Source organism: Vibrio sp. 2132-1 (assembly GCF_033344315.1).
The window spans coordinates 360,117-381,378 of the sequence record NZ_JAWPON010000002.1 but is presented as its reverse complement, the minus strand read 5'-3'; the positions used below and the strand labels follow the sequence as shown (position 1 = coordinate 381,378).

The 21,262-nt window shown below is 44.6% G+C and carries 21 protein-coding genes; 8 read left to right on the top strand and 13 right to left on the bottom strand.

Features of this window, described 5'->3' with window-relative positions; all coding sequences use genetic code 11:
- Nucleotides 1-177: 177 nt before the first annotated feature.
- A complete protein-coding gene (gene upp, locus R8N47_RS03420; RefSeq protein WP_005380401.1) occupies nucleotides 178-804 on the bottom strand; it encodes a uracil phosphoribosyltransferase in 627 nt (208 codons plus the stop codon).
- A gap of 179 nt (nucleotides 805-983) precedes the next feature.
- On the opposite strand from upp, the gene purM reads away from it, so the two are divergent.
- Together purM and purN are read left to right on the top strand one after the other, a co-directional pair.
- Nucleotides 984-2,024 carry a phosphoribosylformylglycinamidine cyclo-ligase gene (gene purM, locus R8N47_RS03415; RefSeq protein ID WP_005389861.1) on the top strand — a complete coding sequence of 347 codons (1,041 nt, stop codon included), beginning with the start codon at nucleotides 984-986 and terminating at the stop codon, nucleotides 2,022-2,024.
- 151 nt (nucleotides 2,025-2,175) lie between these two features.
- Entirely contained in the window at nucleotides 2,176-2,832 is a 657-nt protein-coding gene (purN, locus tag R8N47_RS03410) for a phosphoribosylglycinamide formyltransferase (RefSeq protein WP_005394347.1), read from the top strand.
- A gap of 389 nt (nucleotides 2,833-3,221) precedes the next feature.
- Here purN and R8N47_RS03405 read toward each other — a convergent pair whose 3' ends face one another.
- Both R8N47_RS03405 and lpcA read right to left on the bottom strand, forming a co-directional pair.
- Nucleotides 3,222-4,067: a class II glutamine amidotransferase gene (locus R8N47_RS03405; RefSeq protein ID WP_005380394.1), complete on the bottom strand. Its 846-nt coding sequence runs from the start codon at nucleotides 4,065-4,067 to the stop codon at nucleotides 3,222-3,224.
- 50 nt (nucleotides 4,068-4,117) lie between these two features.
- A complete protein-coding gene (gene lpcA / locus R8N47_RS03400) occupies nucleotides 4,118-4,693 on the bottom strand; it encodes a D-sedoheptulose 7-phosphate isomerase (RefSeq protein WP_005380392.1) in 576 nt (191 codons plus the stop codon).
- A 376-nt stretch (nucleotides 4,694-5,069) separates the two neighbouring features.
- Between lpcA and fadE the strand changes: the two genes are divergently transcribed.
- Nucleotides 5,070-7,514 (top strand): acyl-CoA dehydrogenase FadE, encoded by a 2,445-nt coding sequence (gene fadE / locus R8N47_RS03395; RefSeq protein WP_005385392.1) that lies wholly within the window; start codon nucleotides 5,070-5,072, stop codon nucleotides 7,512-7,514.
- 205 nt (nucleotides 7,515-7,719) lie between these two features.
- Nucleotides 7,720-9,495, top strand: a complete 1,776-nt coding sequence (locus R8N47_RS03390; protein WP_042521426.1) for a SulP family inorganic anion transporter — start codon at nucleotides 7,720-7,722, stop codon at nucleotides 9,493-9,495.
- A 73-nt stretch (nucleotides 9,496-9,568) separates the two neighbouring features.
- Here the strand turns inward: R8N47_RS03390 and R8N47_RS03385 are convergent, their stop codons facing one another.
- The 5 genes from R8N47_RS03385 to dnaQ form a co-directional block, all read right to left on the bottom strand.
- Complete coding sequence (locus R8N47_RS03385; protein WP_005391824.1) at nucleotides 9,569-9,979, bottom strand: GNAT family N-acetyltransferase; 411 nt, start codon at nucleotides 9,977-9,979, stop codon at nucleotides 9,569-9,571.
- Between the two features lie 84 nt (nucleotides 9,980-10,063).
- Nucleotides 10,064-10,456 (bottom strand): DUF1353 domain-containing protein, encoded by a 393-nt coding sequence (locus R8N47_RS03380; RefSeq protein WP_042521425.1) that lies wholly within the window; start codon nucleotides 10,454-10,456, stop codon nucleotides 10,064-10,066.
- A gap of 191 nt (nucleotides 10,457-10,647) precedes the next feature.
- Nucleotides 10,648-11,220 (bottom strand): hypothetical protein, encoded by a 573-nt coding sequence (locus R8N47_RS03375; protein WP_137282305.1) that lies wholly within the window; start codon nucleotides 11,218-11,220, stop codon nucleotides 10,648-10,650.
- Between the two features lie 180 nt (nucleotides 11,221-11,400).
- On the bottom strand, nucleotides 11,401-12,651 hold the full coding sequence (locus tag R8N47_RS03370; RefSeq protein ID WP_064354236.1) for a TIGR03503 family protein: 1,251 nt from the start codon (nucleotides 12,649-12,651) through the stop codon (nucleotides 11,401-11,403).
- A gap of 8 nt (nucleotides 12,652-12,659) precedes the next feature.
- A complete protein-coding gene (gene dnaQ / locus R8N47_RS03365; RefSeq protein ID WP_005380385.1) occupies nucleotides 12,660-13,382 on the bottom strand; it encodes a DNA polymerase III subunit epsilon in 723 nt (240 codons plus the stop codon).
- Between the two features lie 59 nt (nucleotides 13,383-13,441).
- On the opposite strand from dnaQ, the gene rnhA reads away from it, so the two are divergent.
- Nucleotides 13,442-13,906 carry a ribonuclease HI gene (gene rnhA / locus R8N47_RS03360; protein ID WP_005380384.1) on the top strand — a complete coding sequence of 155 codons (465 nt, stop codon included), beginning with the start codon at nucleotides 13,442-13,444 and terminating at the stop codon, nucleotides 13,904-13,906.
- On the opposite strand, the gene R8N47_RS03355 is transcribed toward rnhA, so the two are convergent.
- Entirely contained in the window at nucleotides 13,903-14,649 is a 747-nt protein-coding gene (locus tag R8N47_RS03355) for a class I SAM-dependent methyltransferase (RefSeq protein WP_017636046.1), read from the bottom strand. The two genes, rnhA and R8N47_RS03355, sit on opposite strands and share 4 nt — an antisense overlap.
- Before the next feature lie 37 nt (nucleotides 14,650-14,686).
- Here R8N47_RS03355 and gloB point away from each other — a divergent pair, with 37 nt between their 5' ends.
- The 3 genes from gloB to R8N47_RS03340 all read left to right on the top strand — a co-directional run bounded on the left by gloB (nucleotide 14,687) and on the right by R8N47_RS03340 (nucleotide 17,966).
- On the top strand, nucleotides 14,687-15,445 hold the full coding sequence (gene gloB / locus R8N47_RS03350; protein WP_017636045.1) for a hydroxyacylglutathione hydrolase: 759 nt from the start codon (nucleotides 14,687-14,689) through the stop codon (nucleotides 15,443-15,445).
- Between the two features lie 254 nt (nucleotides 15,446-15,699).
- Entirely contained in the window at nucleotides 15,700-17,283 is a 1,584-nt protein-coding gene (locus R8N47_RS03345) for a LysM peptidoglycan-binding domain-containing protein (RefSeq protein ID WP_017820746.1), read from the top strand.
- Nucleotides 17,280-17,966 (top strand): YIP1 family protein, encoded by a 687-nt coding sequence (locus R8N47_RS03340; protein ID WP_005380375.1) that lies wholly within the window; start codon nucleotides 17,280-17,282, stop codon nucleotides 17,964-17,966. The genes R8N47_RS03345 and R8N47_RS03340 overlap by 4 nt, the downstream gene beginning before the upstream one ends.
- A 1-nt stretch (nucleotide 17,967) precedes the next feature.
- On the opposite strand, the gene R8N47_RS03335 is transcribed toward R8N47_RS03340, so the two are convergent.
- The 4 genes from R8N47_RS03335 to tilS form a co-directional block, all read right to left on the bottom strand.
- On the bottom strand, nucleotides 17,968-18,813 hold the full coding sequence (locus R8N47_RS03335) for an endonuclease/exonuclease/phosphatase family protein (RefSeq protein WP_064354237.1): 846 nt from the start codon (nucleotides 18,811-18,813) through the stop codon (nucleotides 17,968-17,970).
- Nucleotides 18,814-18,953: 140 nt separating this feature from the next.
- The gene (gene glnB, locus R8N47_RS03330) at nucleotides 18,954-19,292 is read right to left on the bottom strand and encodes a nitrogen regulatory protein P-II (protein WP_005380372.1); all 339 of its coding nucleotides are present in this window, start codon (nucleotides 19,290-19,292) and stop codon (nucleotides 18,954-18,956) included.
- A 188-nt stretch (nucleotides 19,293-19,480) separates the two neighbouring features.
- On the bottom strand, nucleotides 19,481-19,795 hold the full coding sequence (locus R8N47_RS03325) for a c-type cytochrome (protein ID WP_033905507.1): 315 nt from the start codon (nucleotides 19,793-19,795) through the stop codon (nucleotides 19,481-19,483).
- Between the two features lie 70 nt (nucleotides 19,796-19,865).
- Nucleotides 19,866-21,176 carry a tRNA lysidine(34) synthetase TilS gene (tilS, locus tag R8N47_RS03320; protein WP_064354238.1) on the bottom strand — a complete coding sequence of 437 codons (1,311 nt, stop codon included), beginning with the start codon at nucleotides 21,174-21,176 and terminating at the stop codon, nucleotides 19,866-19,868.
- Nucleotides 21,177-21,262 lie beyond the last annotated feature (86 nt).

Here is a 21,262-nt window from a genome sequence, read left to right as displayed (position 1 = left end):
GTGAGTTTAAAAGCGAGGGAGTAATCGCGCTGAGTTCTTTTAGTTGTTGATTTCATAACACTCTCCAATTTTGGGGGTGGAAAGTGTCAACCTTATTTAGGACGGCACAGTAGATACAAAAAAGGCTTGGTTTTCACCAAGCCTTTTTCTGTTCAGTCATAGTAATACATCAAAGAATTACTTAGTACCGAAGATCTTATCACCTGCATCGCCTAGACCCGGAACGATGTAGCCTTTGTCATTAAGCTTCTCATCGATTGCCGCAGTGTATAGCTCAACATCTGGGTGTGCTTTTTCTAGCGCTTCAATACCTTCTGGTGCAGCAACAAGTACCAGCACTTTGATTTGGTTACAACCTTTCTCTTTTAGGAGATCGATAGTAGCAATCATAGAACCACCTGTTGCAAGCATTGGGTCAACAACAAGCGCAATACGCTCCTCGATGTTTGAAGCAAGCTTGTTGAAGTAAGGAACTGGCTCAAGCGTTTCTTCATCACGGTAAATACCCACAACACTGATACGTGCGCTTGGCATGTGCTCAAGAACTCCATCCATCATGCCTAGACCTGCACGTAGGATTGGCACTACGGTTACTTTTTTACCTTTAATCTGGTCTACTTCTACCGGACCGTTCCAACCATCAATGGTCACTTTTTCTGTTTCAAAGTCTGACGTTGCTTCGTAAGTAAGTAGGCTACCGACCTCAGTCGCTAACTCACGAAAACGTTTTGTGCTGATGTCACCTTCTCTCATTAGACCAATTTTATGTTTTACTAGAGGGTGCTTTACTTCAACAACTTTCATGTCCATCTCCGGCTATAGTTGGCAATATTTAAATAAACCTTCAGATTATACATGATTTTCACAGGGATATCAGGATAAATCACTAAAGAAAAAAACAGACGCAAACGTTTGCTATCTATGTTTAAGCACTGTTAGAATAGCGCCGTTTTCATATCCAACTTAATACCGAGGACTTCCCTGTGAGTGGTAACAACTCTTCTCTTAGCTATAAAGACGCTGGTGTAGATATTGATGCAGGCAACGCGCTTGTGGATCGTATTAAGGGTGCGGTAAAACGTACTCGTCGCCCTGAAGTTATGGGTGGTATCGGTGGTTTTGGCGCGCTATGCGAATTGCCAACTAAATACAAACAACCTGTACTGGTTTCTGGTACTGATGGCGTTGGCACAAAACTTCGCCTAGCACTGGATATGAATAAGCACGACACGATTGGCATCGACCTAGTGGCAATGTGTGTAAATGATCTTATCGTGCAAGGCGCAGAGCCACTGTTTTTCCTAGATTACTATGCAACAGGCAAACTAGACGTTGATACCGCAGCGGATGTTGTTTCAGGTATCGCAGAAGGGTGTGTTCAAGCAGGTTGTGCCCTAATTGGTGGCGAAACTGCGGAGATGCCTGGCATGTATGAAGGCGAAGACTACGACGTAGCTGGTTTCTGTGTTGGCGTAGTAGAAAAAGAAGACGTGATTGACGGCACGAAAGTCGCTGCTGGTGATGCACTTATCGCTGTTGGCTCAAGCGGCCCACACTCAAACGGTTACTCCCTTATCCGTAAGATCCTAGAAGTATCTGGTGCAGATAAGAGCGAAGAGCTAGCAGGCCGCACTATTGGTGAGCACCTACTAGAACCAACAAAAATTTACATCAAGTCAGCACTCAAGATGATTGAGAAACACGACATCCATGCGATTTCTCATATCACTGGTGGTGGTTTCTGGGAAAACATCCCACGCGTACTGCCTGAAGGCACGAAAGCAGTTATCGATGGTAACAGTTGGGAATGGCCAGTTATCTTCAAGTGGCTACAAGAGAAAGGCAACGTCGACACACACGAAATGTACCGCACATTCAACTGTGGTGTAGGTCTAATCGTTGCACTACCGAAAGACCAGGCAGATGCAGCAGTTGCTCTTCTTAAAGAAGAAGGCGAAAACGCGTGGGTGATTGGTCAAATCGCACAAGCAGACGCGAACGAAGAGCAAGTTGAAATCCAATAATTTGCAAATCGAGCTCAAAAGATAAGAAGAATGAGGACACTAGATGACTAGGTCCTCATTTTGCTATCTAGAACACTAAAAACCATTCTATTAGTAGGTAGTTTAGAAGCTACATAACTCCAACCTACAATACCAAGGCGCTCTCGACATCATGAAAAACCATACCCTAAAAAACATTGTGGTCCTCATCTCGGGTAACGGAAGTAACCTGCAAGCTATCTTGGAAGCTTGCGAAGACAGCATGCCAAACGCACGAGTGGCAGCCGTGTTCTCTAACAAAGCAGATGCTTTTGGTTTAGAACGTGCAAAAAAGTTTGATGTAGACGGTCACTTTGTCGACCCTAAAGCATTCAGCTCGCGTGAAAGCTTTGATGCAGAGCTAATGAGTCAAATAGATGAATACCAACCAGACGTGATTATTCTTGCTGGTTACATGCGCATTCTGAGCAGCGCATTTGTTTCTCATTACATGGGTAAGATGATCAATATCCACCCTTCTCTTCTACCAAAATATCCTGGGCTACACACACACCAGAGAGCAATTGATGCTGGCGATAAAGAACATGGTACGAGTGTGCACTTTGTAACGGAAGAGCTTGATGGTGGCCCTGTCATACTGCAAGCAAAAGTTCCTGTGTTCGAAGACGATGATGCTAGTGTACTTGCGGCACGTGTTCAGGCGCAGGAGCACCGAATCTACCCTATGGTGGCTAAGTGGCTGGTAGACGAGCGGTTGATCATGAAGGATGGTAAAGCCTATTTAGATGGCGCAGAGCTTGGCGTACATGGGTACGCCTCAGATGAGTAGCCCTGAATAATAAACTCCAAGCACAAAAGAGCAGCCTGAGGGCTGCTCTTGGTTGTTTTAATACTTATAAACTTGATTCAAGAAAACCATGGTGAGACTAGAAACCTAAAACCCAACATTCTAAAAAATCCCATAACCACTTGAGTAACATAACACTCGGAAAGTAGATTCTGAATCTGGTTCGTTCTTCACCGTTCAGACTGACGAGGTGTTTTATGAGAAATTTCTATCAGTTACGTCTTTACAGCAAGCCTTAGCGAGACTAGGACTCTACTACCAGCACTCTAGAAAGTAAGAATGCTCATCCGTATCCGCCCTCGGTTTAAAACGCATAAAAATAAAGCTCGCGATTAAGCGAGCTTTATTTTTATATTCAGAGTAAGAGACCATCACTCTAACGGTTCGGTTGGCGCTTGATTGCCCGGCTTAGCCGCCGCAAACGGCACATTTACCAGTTCAGAGGCATTATTTTTGACTAGTTCACCTAGGTGAAACAAGCCGTATTCGCCAGGTTTCATACGCTGCCAAGCTTCGTTGCCCGTCAAAGGTTGAGTTGCGATCACAGAAACGATATCGTGTGGCGTTGTTTCTTCTTGGAAGTTAATTTCCACATCTTCATCAAGCAACGCGGCTTTTCCAAACGGTGCGCGTCTTGTGATCCAATACAAATGATTGGTGCAATACGTCATTACATACTCACCATCACTCAGAAGCATGTTAAATACACCCTTCTCTCTTAGCTCATCACAACATTTAGCAACATATAAGAATACCGACTCCATATCCTTTGGTGGCTCAGGATATCGATCTTCCATTTGCTTCAATAACCAGCAAAATGCCAGTTCACTATCTGTTTCACCGACAGGTCGATGTCGACCTGTATGCAAGTCTTGATAGCCAGAGAGCTGACCGTTATGCGCAAACGTCCAATACCTACCCCACAGCTCACGTGTAAAGGGATGAGTATTTTCTAAATTAACACCACCACGATTCGCCTGTCGGATATGACTAACGACCGCACGACTTTTGATGGGATAATTTTGTACCAACTCTGCAATTTTAGACTCACAACTTGGCTTGGGATCTTTGAAGGTTCGAAAGCCCTTCCCTTCGTAGAAGGTGATCCCCCATCCGTCACGATGTGGGCCGGTTCGACCTCCACGCTGCATGAGCCCAGTAAAACTGAAACAAATATCCGTTGGAACATTAGCGCTCATACCGAGCAATTCACACATGGTTTAAAAAACTCCCTAACAACACAGCTCGAAACGGTGGCCGTAAACGATTATTCCATCTCTTTTTCGATCAACTGAATGATGATATGAATAATCTTAATATGAATTTCCTGAATGCGGTCTGCATAACCAAAGTGTGGCACGCGGATTTCAATATCTGCAAGGCCTGCCATTTTGCCGCCATCTTTACCTGTTAGCGCAATCGTCTTCATGCCTTTCGCTTGTGCTGCTTCAATCGCTTTCAGGATGTTACCTGAGTTACCTGAAGTCGACAGACCAAACAGTACGTCACCTTTTCGACCAACCGCTTCTACATAACGTGAAAACACGAAGTCATAACCAAAGTCATTACTCACACAAGAAAGGTGGCTTGGATCTGAAATAGCAATACCAGCATAGCCAGGACGATTTTCTCGGTAACGGCCTGTTAGCTCTTCGGCAAAGTGCATTGAATCACAGTGAGAACCACCGTTACCACACGACAATACTTTACCATCTTGCTTGAATGAGTCAGCAATCATTTTCGCCGCTGCTTCGATTTGCGCAATGTTATGGTCATCGCTTAAAAATTTGTTGAGCACTTCAGCAGCTTCGTTTAATTCACTTCTAATCAGATCATGGTACATAAGACGTTCTCTTTATTATTTCGGCTTCAGTCAGCTCTTGACTCACTGAGCAAATTGTTCTGATACCAATTTGGTATCGGACATTTCATAAACCGGAACTCGGGTTTGATTACTCTGAGTTTACCCACAAACGAGAATTAGTGTCGATAGTGAACCAACAGATTTAGATTAGTGATGGTAATAAACTTGTCAACTTGCTCATGAAACCATCACTCAAATCTCAACTTTAGAATTTTAACTCTACTTAGATCACTTTTTATCCAATCTTATGTTTTACATTTCCTTAATATTTTGATTACACTTAAACCAACTGGTTAGACCTCTTACCTAACATGCAGACGTACAAAACTTATAAAGTCTGAAAAGGAAAATATATATGGACATCTTGCTCTCAATCATCACGATGGCGATCGTGCTAGGCATTACGCTCTACCACCGCATGTCTCTCGTGAAATCTATTAGCTTACTCACCGCAGCCATGCTGGCTCTTACAGTAGCTGGTACTGTCGGCGTTATTGGTTGGGCGATTTACGTTCTCGCCGCAGCTGTGCTCGCGGTTCCTGGCGTACGTCAGTCTTTAATTAGCCGCAAAGCGTTAGTGCTTTTCAAGAAAGTGCTGCCAGCTATGTCTCAAACCGAAAAAGAAGCGTTAGACGCAGGTACCGTCTGGTGGGAAGCCGAACTATTTAAAGGCAAACCAGAGTGGCAAAAGCTACACGCAATTCAAGCACCTAAGTTAAGTGCGGAAGAACAAGCCTTTTTAGACGGCCCTGTGAATGAAGTGTGCGCCATGGTGAGTGATTTCCAAGTGACCCATGAACTCGCGGACTTACCGCCAGAAGTTTGGCAATACCTGAAAGATCATAAGTTCTTCGCCATGATCATTAAGAAAAAGTACGGTGGTCTTGAGTTCTCAGCATACGCGCAATCACTAGTACTACAAAAACTAACGGGTGTTTCTGGCGTTCTATCGTCTACCGTTGGTGTTCCTAACTCTTTGGGCCCAGGTGAGCTACTGCAACACTACGGTACTGAAGATCAAAAAAATCATTACTTACCGCGTCTAGCTGAAGGTAAGGAAATCCCTTGTTTCGCCCTAACAAGTCCAGAAGCGGGTTCTGACGCTGGATCTATTCCAGATTACGGTGTGGTCTGTAAAGGCGAATGGGAAGGAAAAGAAGTACTGGGTATGCGCCTGACTTGGAACAAGCGCTACATCACCCTAGCGCCAGTCGCAACGGTACTAGGCTTAGCATTTAAACTTCGCGACCCTGAAGGTTTGCTAGGCGACAAAGAAGATCTTGGCATCACTTGTGCGCTTATCCCAACTGATGTCAAAGGTGTTGAGATTGGTAACCGACACTTCCCACTCAATGTGCCATTCCAAAATGGTCCAACGCGCGGTAAAGACATCTTTGTTCCTATCGATTTCATTATCGGTGGCGAAAAAATGGCGGGCCAAGGTTGGCGTATGCTGGTTGAGTGTCTGTCGGTTGGACGTGGTATCACGCTACCTTCAAACTCAACAGGTGGCATCAAAACTGCGGCAATGGCAACCGGTGCTTACTCACGTATTCGCCGTCAGTTCAAACAGCCTATCGGCCATATGGAAGGGGTTGAAGAACCATTAGCACGCTTGGGTGGTAATGCTTACGTGATGGATGCAGCAAGCAACTTAACCGTTGCGGGTATCGACTTAGGTGAAAAGCCTTCAGTAATCTCAGCTATCGTGAAGTATCACTGTACGCACCGCGGCCAGCAAAGCATCATCGATGCAATGGACATCGTAGGCGGTAAAGGTATCTGTATGGGACCTTCTAACTTCCTAGCTCGTGGTTACCAAGGTGCGCCAATCGCGGTAACGGTTGAGGGTGCTAACATTCTAACACGCTCAATGATCATCTTTGGCCAAGGCGCAATCCGTTGCCATCCGTACGTTCTTGAAGAAATGAACGCGGCGTATTCTGAAGCAAGTAATGCTGTCGAGAAATTTGATAAAGCGCTTGCTGGTCACGTGAGCTTTACAATGAGTAACCTAGTGCGCAGTATCTGGTTTGGTTTGAGCGACGGTCTGGGCTCTTCATCACCAACCAAAGATGCAACCAAGCGTTACTACCAACAATTGAACCGTTACAGTGCAAACCTTGCTCTGCTATCGGATATCTCAATGGCAGTGCTAGGTGGCTCTTTGAAGCGTAAAGAGCGTCTATCAGCACGTCTTGGTGACATTCTAAGCCAGCTATATTTGAGCTCTGCGACGTTGAAACGTTTTGAGCAAGATGGCCGTCCAGTCGAAGATTTACCATTAGTACACTGGGGTCTACAAGACAGTTTGAAACAAGCGGAAGTGGCAGTAGATGAATTCTTAGCAAACTTCCCGAACAAAGTAATTGGCCGTGCGCTACGCGTATTAATCATGCCATTTGGTCGCGTACGCAAAGCACCAAGCGATAAACTAGACAGTAAAGTGGCGCGCATTCTACAAACGCCAAGTGCAACGCGCTCACGCATTGGTCGCGGTCAATACCTTGAACCAACCGAGCACAACGCAGCAGGTAAGATTGAACTTGCACTATCAGTCATTCTTCAAGCTGAGCCTGTGTTTGACAAAGTATGTAAAGCGCAGGGTAAGCGTCGCCCATTCTTACGTTTGGATATGATTGCTCAGGAAGGGCTAGAGCAAGGCTTTATCACGCAAGAAGAAGCCGATCTACTCAGAGAAGCGGAACAGCATCGTCTAGATACAATCAACGTTGACGATTTTGAGCCGGAACTGCTTGCCGCAAAGCCGCTATACCCTCAGATGGATAGTGTCGCGTAACTCTAGTATCTGAGACCACAAACGGGAGTATCAGCTCCCGTTTTTATTGCTTCCAGAATCGCATTCATAACACCTCACACCACGAAGCCCCTGCGCAATCGCAATAAAAGCCACGCACTCCAATCTTTCCCCCGATTTCCAGTGATAACTAACTCACAGACGTTCCAACTAAGCGGTGTATACTTTAAGTAACTCACTCACATATATGGTAAATCCGTTGGCTAAAATATTACTCGCACAGTGGTTCCCAGGGCTTGTTCAGCTTAAGCATTATCAAAAAGAATGGTTTGTTAACGACTTTAGAGCCGCCTTTTCTGTTGTCGCGGTTGCACTGCCAGTTGCCATAGCTTATGCACAGTTAACTGGTGTATCCGCAATTGTCGGTCTGTATTCGTGTGTACTGCCAATGTTGGTTTACGCCATGATGGGCACATCTCGACAACTCATTGTCGGACCCGATGCAGCAACCTGTGCAGTGATCGCTGCTGTTGTGACACCACTTGCCGCAGGTGACCCCACAAAACATTGGCAGTTGGTTATGACCATGACAGCGATGACGGGGATTTGGTGTGTACTGGCAAGTCGTTTCAAGCTAGGAGTGTTTGCAGATTTCCTTTCTCGTCCGATTCTTTTGGGTCTACTCAACGGTGTTGCTCTCACAATTATCGTTGGTCAGTTTGCGAAAGTAGTCGGTTTGAAATACGAGCAACGTTATTTACTGGAACGTTTATGGGAAGCTCCACAACGATTAACCGATCTTCATTGGCCTACTGTAACTCTGAGTATCGTGACGGTTGTCGTTTATTTGCTCACCAAACGCTACCGACCAACTTGGCCTGCTGCCATGCTGGCGATCCTCGTAACTACTGCGTCAGTTTGGTTTTTCCATTTACAAGAGATGGGCGTATCGGTTGTCGGACTCACTCAAGGTGGCTTCCCTCAGTTTCAAACACCAGAATTTGAGCTAGGTGAAGTTCGTGAACTAGTAGTCCCAGCGCTCAACCTTGCGATTGTCAGTTTTGTTAGCATGATGCTCACCGCCCGCAGTTTCGCGGCTAAAAACGGTTATGATATTGATGCAAATAAAGAGTTTCAGGCGTTGGGTTTTGCCAACATTGCCTCAGCGTTTTCACAAGGTTTCGCGATAAGCGGCGCTGACTCACGCACAGCCGTCAATGATGCAAATGGCGGTAAATCTCAATTAGTTTCGATTGTCGCCGCAATCACCATCGCCATTATTGCGGTATTTATTTACGAGCCTTTGCAGTTCATCCCTATCGCTTCACTTGGTGTTGTATTGATCATTGCGTCCCTATCGCTGCTCGATCTTAAAGCAATTTGGAAATTAAAATCTCGTGACAAAGATGCATTTTATCTGGCCATCATTACTTTTATTTCTGTGTTGATCGTGGGTGTAATACCGGGGATCACTTTGGCGGTATTGCTAGGGCTGTTTCAATTTTTACGTATTGTCATGCGGCCGAGTGATCAGCTACTTGGCTTGGATGAAAAAGGTACCATTCGGACCATCGACGACTCAGGAAAAGCTTCGCCTATTCCTGGAATGGTGATTTACCGCTTTAACTCACCGCTAACTTACTTCAATGCTCCTTACTTTAAACGTAGAGTGTTAGAGCAGGCAGAGCATCACAAAGACGCAAGTTGCGTTGTCATCGACGCCGTATCGAGCTTTACTCACTTGGATCTCAGTGTGATGGCAACACTGGCAGATATTCACAATACTTTGAAAAAGAGAGGTGTACGCTTAATCCTCGCAGGAAGGAAACGACGTCTTCGTCAATGGTGTGAGCTTACTGGTATCAGCACCAGTGAAGGAGGCATCTTACTGCGAGCTGATATGTACCTTGCCATTAAACTTAGTGGCTGTTACATCAGTGCTGTGGGTGAGGGACAAATTCCTACTGTTCAAAAAGAGCCTGATTTAGAGCAGCTACCCAAACCAATTCCAGAAGTGGCTTAAATACAAATTTAATATAGAAAACAGGAAATTAAACTCCTGTTTTCTAGTGCTTATCTTCACAGCTGAATACGTGTTACGCCTTTGGCTTAAACTTTTTTGTCATCCCTTGGCTTTTAGGAGCCACCAGCCTATAACCAAGCTTTTCGTAAAAGACCGGTTCATCAGCAATCATAGAAACGTAAGAGCCTTCAAGTGCAACAGAAGAAAGATAACCGTCGATGTATTCCATGACTTTTCTACCTAAACCGTTACCTTGATAATCAGAATCAACGGCAACGTCGACAATTTCGAAGTTACACGCCCCGTCACCAACAACCCGACCCATTGCAATGAGCTTTCCTTCATCCCGAACAGATACGCCATATAACGAATTGGGTAGGCCAATTTCAGCAGCTTTCAACGATTTGGGTGATAGCCCGGCTTTGATACGCATATCACAGTATTCTTTCGGGCTTGGCACATGCTCTTCATATCTTATTGTCATTATGTACTACTCCTTTGTATCACCTTGGAGCTTACATAACTAAACTGTATAAATAAACAGTTAAACGTTGGAAAGATGTTCCCATTAAGCACACAAAGTATCGGGTCTAGAAAAGAAGCCGCCGACAACTCTGACGCCATAATAGATATAAGCTGCTCTGAAGCTAGACATTCCTTTTTCTAAACACGTTTCTCTCAACAACGCATCCGCATGCTTTCGAGCACTTTGAGGCAACACCTCTTCCCTCATGAGTTGGTAAAGAGCATCATGCACTAAAGAAGCTTTCATAATGTTTTTTGTGTCTAACGCTGGCCCACTCGCTCCATCCCATGCATAGCCCTTTTTAATCGTTAACACGCCTTGTTTGGACAAACTAAGAAAAGGGCTGTCATACGCCTGACTCACTGAAATGTGCGTCTCAATCTTTTCTTCAGAATGGAGAGTGTATTTATACTTCTGACGCTTTTTGTATTTCATCAGAGACCTCGCGTTTACTTATTCTTATTTATCACGCACAGCTGAATATTTATCCAGAAACCCTACAAGATCGGCTCTTGTTATTATGGCGTACTACCTATTACAAAGCCCAAATCAATATAAATAGAACTCCATGCAATCAATAAAGCCAGAACCCCTGACTTTATTGACCAAAATTTAACCAACAATCCTTATTCTGAAGGAAGTCTACTCAATTTTTTATGGATATCTTCTACAAAATTGGCTTGTTCACTTGGAGAAACCTCTAGAACATAATGAAAAAACGGACTTGTATGCTCAGTAATTTTATACTCTTCACTTAACAGCTTAATTACTTGTTCATGATTAAATCGTGCGGAGACTAAGCCACTCTCGGTTTCTTGAGTTATAACTATATAGTGAGCGGTTGGAAAAACCGTAAACCTTCCTTCGACAGGAAACCAAGGAGCAAAAGAAATAATCTCGTCATCAATTATGTATGCTTGAGGTTTACTGACATAGGTGTAAGGGTACTTTTCATCTAAATAGGGTCTTGCTGTATCAAACAAGCCATCATAATAAGTTGGTATTTCTACTTTTTGGATTTTACTTAAGGGATCGAAAGTGAAGGTATCAAGTGATTTTAAATTATTACTTCCCGAATCTGGATTATTAACACCATTATCAATAGAAGAACAACCTACAATTATCACTGCACAAAAAAAAGCTAAAATTTTATTCATTATTTCTTTTATCTTTAATTGATTGTTTTGAAAGTTAGTCACATTAAAAATGCAACCAATTTAGAAAGTAAAAATGATATATTATTTATATAAAATCCCAAACATATATTTGAGTACAGTAAACTTAAATATTCATAATTTATCCATTTTTCTTCTTCCAACTTGGTAACTTGATAAAAAAACGGAGCCGATTGGCTCCGTTTCTCGCTTTATGTGTTACTACTATTTCTTTGGTACTTCTAATTGCATCTCTGGCATGGCATCGCGCTTCGCTTTAATTTTGCGCCAGACTATCCATGCAATGATCACAATCAGCAGCATTATCAAGTTACCTACCGCGATAATAATCATGCTGCGCTTACGCTCAGCCTCCCGCTCAGCGATAATTTGCTTTTCCATTTCAATACGGCGCTGCTCGGCTAATTCAGCTTCTTTTGCAATTCGAGCAGCTTCTAGATCAACTTCATCAACAACACTGAAAGTTTGCTCTGGAATAGGAAACACCAACGGACGCTGGGTTGCAAAATCAGTGGTAAAGATCTCGCCGCGCCATGCGTACTTACCAAGCTCAGCATCGTTATTGAGGTTCAACGTAACTCTCATTCCATCTTTAGAGACCTGTCCTTGGCTGTAACTAATGAAACCATCGGGAGCATCCTTTTTCACTGTGACTGCAATAGAGCCTGGTGCAATCATACCTTGCTCACCACTCACCACTAATTGATGTGGCTTATCGGGATTACGAGCCTGAATAAAAGTACGAGAGATTGGGTTCGGATAAACCAAGATGACTTGTTCTTGCGCTCGTAAGAATACGCCATTGCCAGACGTGATGCGCGCGCGGTACTTACCAGGCTCAACGTCTATTGGGAGCTGAACCGTGAACACTCCATCCCCTGCTTTTTCATCCAAGCCGCGGCCGTCATCAGAAAACTCACCCACAACCATCGGCACTGGACGTGCTTCTTTGATCAGCTCATCTTCATTTTCGACAAACTTGGTAAATGTCACGCGCAGATTCACGCGATCAAGGAAGTCGCGCAGTACAAGAGGTTTGCCGTCGGAGGTCAGGCGAGCTGTAAACTTAAGCGCTTCCCCATTATATAATCGGTTTGGGAACAGATCCGTACTGAGCTTTAGGTGAGAAATTAAGCGGATGTTATTTTTAGGCGTAACTTTCCCCACAGCCTGCCATGGACCTGGCATAGGGTTATCAACGGAAATAATATCGAGTGAGGCTTCTTGATACCAACGTACATTGTCGTAAGAGCCCCAAGCATAGTATTTTTTACCGTCAGGACGGACTAAAACAACTGGCTGAGAACTTTGCTCACGATAAACCAAAAACGTGATCTGCTCGATGGTTGGATCAACTCGAAAGCGATTGTCTAACAAAGACATTGTAGATTCACTCGCAGCACTCGAGAGACTACTCCATATCGCTAAAAACGCGACCAACAAAGCCCTCAACATAGCTTCTCCTATTGATGCCAAATACAGTCGTTCACCAACTCTAATCTTTTTTGGTGAGCTTCTAGTTCATCGGCACTTGCGCGCAAAACCTTTAGCGCTTTTCTTCCTTCAATACGACGAATGGTTTCTACCCCACCCTCTTGTTTATTCGCGTTAAATTCTAGACTCGTTTGACCACCCGTCATAAAGAGGTAAACGTCGGCTAGAATCTCCGCATCGAGCAAAGCTCCGTGGAGTGTACGGTGCGAGTTATCAATACCGTAACGTTCACATAAGATATCAAGGTTGTTTCGCTTACCAGGGAAGATTTTCTTCGCCATTGCAAGGGTGTCGGTCACCTTGCAGTAGTCGTCCGTTTTGCCGATGTTAGGATCGAGCATGCCAAACTCGTAATCCATAAATCCGGTATCGAAGGGCGCGTTGTGGGCAACAAGTTCTGCGCCTTTAATAAACTCAAGAAACTCTTGGTGCACGCTCGCGTATTCCGGTTTATCAACCAAGAATTCATCCGTAATACCGTGAACTTCAACCGCTTCTGGTTGGATTTCACGATCGGGTTTTAAATAAACGTGGAAGTGACGACCAGTCAGCTTACGGTTGATGATCTCCACGGCACCGATTTCAATAATGCGGTGTCCCATGTAGTGAGGACCACCCTCGCGGTTCATACCTGTGGTTTCGGTATCGAGAACGACAATGCGGTTATATTCAGAATTGCTGCTGGTATTCATAAGGTTATGTATGTCAGACTATGCTTTATTAAATGTTTCGGCTAATAGTACCAAAAAATATGACCAAACACGTTGAGATTTTCACTGACGGTTCTTGTTTAGGTAACCCAGGACCAGGTGGTTACGGCATAGTATTGCGTTACAAAGACGTAGAAAAGACACTTTCCAAAGGCTATACGTTAACTACCAACAACCGCATGGAAATGTTGGCGGCTGTCGTCGCGCTACAGACGTTAAAACAACCTTGTAAAGTCACTTTAACGACTGACAGCCAATATGTGCGCCAAGGTATTACTCAGTGGATCCATAACTGGAAGAAGCGTGGTTGGAAAACAGCGGATAAAAAACCCGTGAAGAATGCCGATTTATGGCAAGCTCTAGACAAAGAAACCGCACGCCATCAAGTTGAATGGCATTGGGTAAAAGGCCACGCAGGCCATCGTGAGAACGAAATGTGTGATGAGCTAGCCCGGACTGCTGCAGAAAACCCAACTGAGGAAGATACAGGTTACCAACCCTCTTAGCGAGATTCTTTCCTCATAGTGTTACCCTCTCGATTCATCACCCCAAGTGGTGTGAGCTTTTTCTTCAAGCGCCAATGCGGTTTGATAGGCTTGAGAGGGTATGTCCGTTTCCGCGCGACTATGTAATACAAACTCCCAGCGGGTGATGCCCAATCACCAAGACTATTTTCCAACCATGTCCACATCGTACGGTAACGTTTCATCGGAAACAGCGCATAACGATCACAATGAATCACTTGATAATTAAGTAACCCTAACCAATCTTTGATGCGGTTCGACGTAAACATTCGTCCACTCCAAGGCAAATTATGTTTACGCCATGGAAGTAAACTCGCTAATCCAGTCAAGCTTAATGGGTTGAATCCAGTAATAATTACATAGCCATCATCCATCATCACTCTATCGACTTCACGCAACAAACGGTGTGGATCGCTTGCATAGTCGAGCTGATGAGCGAGTATCACAACATCAAAGCTTTTTTCCAAAAAGGGTAATTCGTAACCATCTGCAATCACATTATGCAACGGGTTCTGGATATCTACGTTGACTTGGTGTTGAATGTTACAATTACAGCTGGTTAGCTCACAGCTCAACCCGCCCAGTTTGAGCATATGGTAGCCGAAGAGTTTCGGACACCATTCATCAAGTCGGGTCTGGATTGACTCAAGCACCCACGGACCGTTGTTCATTGCTGACCAAGTCGACGGGTGTGGTATAGTTTTGTTGCTGAGTGCTGGTTTCATTAACCACCTGACTAAAATGGGTGACGGAGAACGAATCGTGTTAGAGATCAAAAGCATACCCGCATTTAATGATAATTACATCTGGCTGATACAAAATAGCGATAAGCGCTGCGCAGTCGTTGATCCGGGCGATGCGAAGCCAGTATTAGAATTTCTGCAGGCTAACGAATTAACTTTAGAAGCGATTTTAATTACGCACCACCACAACGATCACATTGGTGGCGTTCCAGACTTAGTGCGTGCATTTCCTGACGTCGCCGTTGTGGGCCCAAAATCAGAGCCAATTCCAACCCTAACGACACCAATGGAAGAAGGCGACAAGCTGGAGTTGTTTGGTGAGATTTTCTTAGTACTTGGGTTACCCGGCCATACTTTGGGCCATATCGGTTACGTTGGGGACGGAAAACTGTTTTGCGGTGATGTGCTCTTTTCTGCTGGCTGCGGTCGTATTTTTGAAGGTACGCCTGAGCAAATGTTTGAATCACTGAGCAAACTAACGTCTCTACCAGAAGAAACTCAAGTCTTCTGCGCGCATGAATACACCGCGAGTAACGTGGCGTTTGCTCTAGCGGTTGAACCTGACAATGAGCAACTTCGCCAATATCGCGACGATGTAAACCGACTGCGAGCACTCAACATTCCGACACTTCCAACAACAATACGCAAAGAAAAGTGGATTAATCCGTTCTTGCGAACCTCTAACCCTGACGTGGTTCAATCTGTTGCTAGTCGCATTAAAAATAGCGATCCATGCTCGGTTTTTACTGCTTTACGCGAGTGGAAGAACGAATTTTAACCATTTTCTGCTTGTAAGTTTGCAAGACCCCAGTATTATCAGGGACTGATTTTTCGAGAAGCGCCACTGGCGCTTCTCTTACGTTTGGGGTTGATATAAATCTATTTGAATTTCTCCCCATTGCATAATTAGAAGCTCTTTGCCTCTATAAATTAGTTAGTGTTTAAAAGATGTCTATTATCTTGCGACTGCCACGCACATTACGTTGCGCGACAGGCAGGTGAAGATAAACAGGCCCTAAATAGGCTGAATCCATGCGTTTGAAGTATACTTGGGCGTTGGCGTTGTTATTATCTGGCTGTCAATTGACTCAGTCAGATTCAACGTCTTCTACACCAGAAACCAATAAATCTGAGCAGACTGCAAAGCAAAATGCAGTAAAAGCTCAACCGGGCAATAAATCGTCACTAGCAAAAAAATCCGCTAACGACGCGCCTAAAGTTCTCTCCCCCCAAGAACAAGAAGATGTGTGGCAACGTATCGCCATGCAGCTGGACATGGATATCCCAAACCACAAGAAAGTGGACTACTACCGTACGTGGTATTTAAAGCACCCAAATCACCTTTACACGGTATCTAAGCGTGCGACTCCTTTTCTATACATGATCACAAAACGTATCGAAGAGCGCGGACTCCCAATGGAGCTTGCATTACTTCCTGTAGTGGAAAGTTCATTCGATGCCTTTGCCTACTCACATGGTAGCGCGGCTGGGTTGTGGCAATTTGTCCCAGGCACCGGAAAAATGATGGGATTAGAGCAAAACTACTGGTATGACGGTCGCAGAGATGTGGCAGCAGCAACGGATGCAGCGCTGGACTACCTAGTACAACTAAACGAGCGTTTTGATGGTAACTGGGAACATGCAATCGCCGCTTATAACAGCGGTGGAGGCCGAGTTTCTAGCGCAATTCGTAAGAATAAAAAGCTCGGTAAACCTATCGATTTCTTCTCATTAGACTTACCAAAAGAGACCAGCAGTTACGTTCCTAAGCTATTGGCCTTGGCTGACGTTATCGCAAACCAAGACAAGTACGGACTTAATATTCCTGCAATTCCAAACAAGCCTGTTCTAACGCTTGTTGATCCAGAAGAGCAGTTAGATCTGGCTATTGCCGCAGATTATGCCGGCATTAGCGTAAAAGAGTTGCAGAGTTACAACCCAGCATACAACCAGTGGTCGACAGCGCCTGAGGGGCCGCACCAACTTTTGATTCCCGTAGAGAAAAAAGAGACTTTTCTCACCAAGGTGGAGAAAAATCGCGGTAAAGGGATGAAGGTCGCTCGCTACAAGGTGAAATCTGGTGACTCTTTAAGCGTGCTAGCTAATAAATACGGCACAACCACGAAAGTCATTCGACGTGCCAACGGCCTATCGAATAACAACATTCGTATTGGTCAATACCTATTGATTCCGACATCAACAAAAGACGATGCAAAATATGCATTAACGGCACAAAACCGATTAAACAAGACTCAATCTCGTGCTCGTGGTCAACTCAAGCTCACCCATGTCGTTCAGTCTGGAGAAAGTTTGTGGTCAATCGCACGTAACAATAAAGTGTCGTATAAATCGTTAGCTAAATGGAATGGTATGGGCCCTAAAGATCCATTGCGTGTGGGTCAAAAGCTAGTGATTTGGAAAGACTCAGACAAAGGTTCTGTGATCCGTACCGTTTTCTACAACGTTCGCTCTGGCGACACCATTAGCGGCATTGCAAGCAAGTTCAAAGTAAAAACGAACGACATCGTGAAATGGAACTCGCTACACAAGAAAAAATACTTACAACCAGGTCAAAAGCTTAAGTTGTACGTTGACGTAACGAAGGTAAGTGTATGAACCCATCAAGCAATCCACTTGTGATGCTGTTGGACATTTTTCGTTCTCCAACATCTTGTTTTCTTGCGCTTTATCAACGCGGTGGATGGGGATGGCAACCGTTCATCTTCCTGATGCTTAGTCCGTTTTTATTCTGGGGTGCTTACTTTTCGAATGTCGATTTCACGTGGCTCAGTGACCAACTTGCTGCGCAATTTCAGCAAATCGACCCGAAGCAGATTGAGCTATTAGAACCAAACACGCTAATGGCAAGCGCGATCATCAATGATGTATTCAACCGCTTTGCCACCTTACTATTGCTCGCGCTTTGGTTCTTTCTTGCAACAAAGGCAAGCAAACAACAATACGGTTACTGGAAATGGTTTGCCGCATCGTGTGCTATCTTATTCCCAGCAGTATTGGGCGATGTAGCAAGCTACGCGAGCTTGCTACTCAAGCATGGTCAGGTAATGACTTACGCTGCCGATTTAAATAGCCTCAATGGTCTATTAAAGCTGCCTCTTACTAACGAATGGTCTCATTTCGCTAGCTCGTTACCTTTGCTTCTGCCTTGGTACATTGTGCTCGGCTACGGCGTTGTACTGACGTGGACGGAGTTTGAACGTGGCCAAGCTTTGGTGATAGCAAGCCTGCCATGGGTATTCTTCTACGTTATTTGGGCACTTTATATTGTGGTAACCTAAGCTAGTTATTTAACGTAAATGACAATAACAATGGGTTATGATCGGAAGCGTCGCTCTGCGGCGCTTTTGCGTACTTAAGCGTCAGACCTCGGTAAAACACATGGTCCAGTGGTAACCCTGTTATAAATTGGACTCGATGATCCGGCAAGAACGTCACCTCTTGTAAGTCCGCAGCCTTTAAGGCCTGCCTCATCGCATTAACGCGAGATTCACTCCAGCTATTGAAGTCTCCAGCAAATAGAATTGGCCCCACATGATGCTTTAAAAGCATTTCAAGCGCCGTTAACTGAGATACATACTCTTTTGTACCCACGGTGAAGTTAATCGCATGTACATTCACCACTGCGAGTTTCTCGCCATTACTCAAGTGATACTGGCTATATAATGCAGACTTAGGTAAGCGAAGCCACGGCTCTTTAGAGGTGTAAGCGCAGGCTTTTTCTGGTTGCCCTTGAGCAATACTAATTACACCGGCACCGCTACCCAGCGCCTTAAAAGCACTCACTTGATTACTAACCCAGCGACCATCCACCAACCACTGTTTAAATGATGGTGTCATGCTGGCTTCTTGCAATAACAGTAACTGCTTATCAGCAGAAAACTCATCGAGTGCACGTTGCCAATTAGCCCGGTTCTGTTTGTAGATATTCCAGACAAGCACATTGATTTTGCCGTCATGATCGAGAGCTTTTGAATCGCTAAATTCGATGCACCTAATATCCTGCGTCAACTCTGAGCCTGTTTGAGTAATGATTTGCGGCTGATCTGGTACGGTGAAAATAACCTGGAAGCCGACCAATACCGCCATAATAAGAAAAGCTAACGCCAGAAAAAAACGCTTAAACATACGACAAACCTGAATGTAGGCACCCGAAATCTAGAACAACCAATCTCGGGTTAAATGATTTCACTAATAAGCAAACAACAAAAAAGGAGCCACTTGGCTCCCTTTTAGCATAATAAATACGAAACAGGTGACAAGAAACCTTAGATCGCGTCTTCGTCTTCTTCACCAGTACGAATACGAACCACACGCTCAATATCAGTGACGAATATTTTACCATCACCAATCTTACCAGTTTGCGCGGTTTCAATGATTGTCTCTACGCATTTATCAGCCACATCTTCGGTTACAACGATTTCGAGCTTCACTTTAGGTAGAAAGTCCACCATATACTCTGCACCACGGTAAAGCTCTGTGTGACCCTTTTGGCGACCAAAACCTTTCACTTCAGAGACGGTCATCCCTGTAATGCCAACTTCAGCTAGCGCTTCTCGAACATCATCCAATTTAAATGGCTTGATAATCGCTTCAATTTTTTTCATGTTCATCCCTTAAGCTTCAATCGATTGCGCTTATTATCGTTTAGCGTTTCGCAACATTCAATGTTTGTCTCTGATCCACCAGCGAAAATCCAGGCTGAGCAAATTAACATGGCGAATATCATAAGTTGATAAAACCCAATGAGGACTGCTCAATGCCCAATCGTCCAAGCTTTACTTCAGACTCGCGTTTACTTCAAACTTGCGTAGTAAGCCGCTAGGTTAGCGATGTCTTCATCAGACAACAATGAAGCTTGAGCTTGCATCACAGCAGCAAGCCCACCTGTTCGCTCTTTATTTTTATAAGCTTTAATTGAACTGATAATATATTGCTCATTTTGCCCTTTCAGATTTGGGTAACCCGGAATGACAGCAATACCATCAGCGCCATGACACGCCGCGCATACTCCCGACTTTGCTTGACCTGCTGCGACATCTCCCGCAGCTAGAGCTTGCCCACTGAACATGGTTAACGCCACCATTGCACCCATGATTGTTTTCTTCATTGCTTCACCTAATCAATTATTATTTAAGGATTTTTATATTTTATAATCGACATTGTGGCATGAATTTTCATTACCTGCGCCAAATAAGTTCACAATCTTGACCATTAAATGCCTGATCAACGAACAGATCTGCCACAGCAACGACTCGGTCTTGATACATCAAAATCGGAATTTGACGACGCAGCCAGCTTGGCACATTGTATTCTTGGAACAACTTCTTCAGTTTTCGACTGTGATTACGCGTGGTTGGATGCGCTGATAAGCCTTCCGGATTAAAGGTCACGCGAAGCAATTCTGGCTGACTCGGAAGCGCAATCGTTGCGTTGCTAGAACTCGTCGTTAAGGTCAGCTCCCCTAGCCGCTCTGGCAGCGATAAAACGGTATCGACTTGAATCGTACTTTGCCACTCAGTGACGTCAGCGATTTCCGTTACCCAATAGAGACGATTTCGAAAACGGCGCACTTCACCTTGTTTAAGTTGTAGTTTGGGGTTGGCATCTTGCTGAGCTAATGCGACTTCATTCCAGATAAGATTGAGTTGTACCTGAGTCGGCATACTAGTATTAAGCTTAGCCAGCCACATACGAATCAAGCGCGCACGCGCTAATCCACTGTGCTTAGCCAGTTCTTCAATACTCAAACTTAGATCCGTTTGTAAAGCGCGTTCAAACACCGCGCTCAATAGTTCATCCAATAGCACCTCTTGTTGAGCACATAAGCTTGCACTGCGCTGAACCGCTTGATGGATACTCGGCCAGCGACCAGACAATTCAGGGATAACACAATGACGAAGAAAGTTACGATCATAACGAGTATCTTGGTTGCTTTCGTCTTCCACCCACTCCAAACCTAATTTAGTAGCCGCGTCTTCGATGGTCTTCCGCTTGATAGTAAGCAATGGTCGAACTAGAGATCCGCAAGAAAACGGCATACTCTCCGCCATCGAAGATAACCCTTTTGGCCCGCTACCGCGCTTAAGCGCAAGGAGAAAAGTCTCTATTTGATCGTCGGCATGTTGACCAGTCAACAGTATATCGCCTTCTTGAATGTACTTAGTTAAGGCTTGGTAGCGAGCTTCACGAGCAAGAAGTTCAATACTTTCACCATTGCTGATGTCTAAGCTCACTCGCTCGATCGAGCACGATATCCCCACTTGTTGTGCCCAAAGTAAGCATTTATCGGCCCAATTATCGGCATTCGAGCTTAAACCATGGTGCACATACACAGCGTGACACTCTACAGAGTGCGCTTGTTGGTAGCGACTGAGTAATTCGAGTAAAAGACGTGAATCCACTCCTCCGCTAAACGCCAAGACAACCTTAGTGCCTAATTGATAGTAGCGGCCGAGAACTTGAGCAAAATGCGGGTAAAGCGATTCCATAAGCGATCCGATAGGTACAAAAAAAGGGCTGGACTCTCATCCAACCCTTTCTATTTTAACTGTTATCACTTGAGATATCAGCTAAC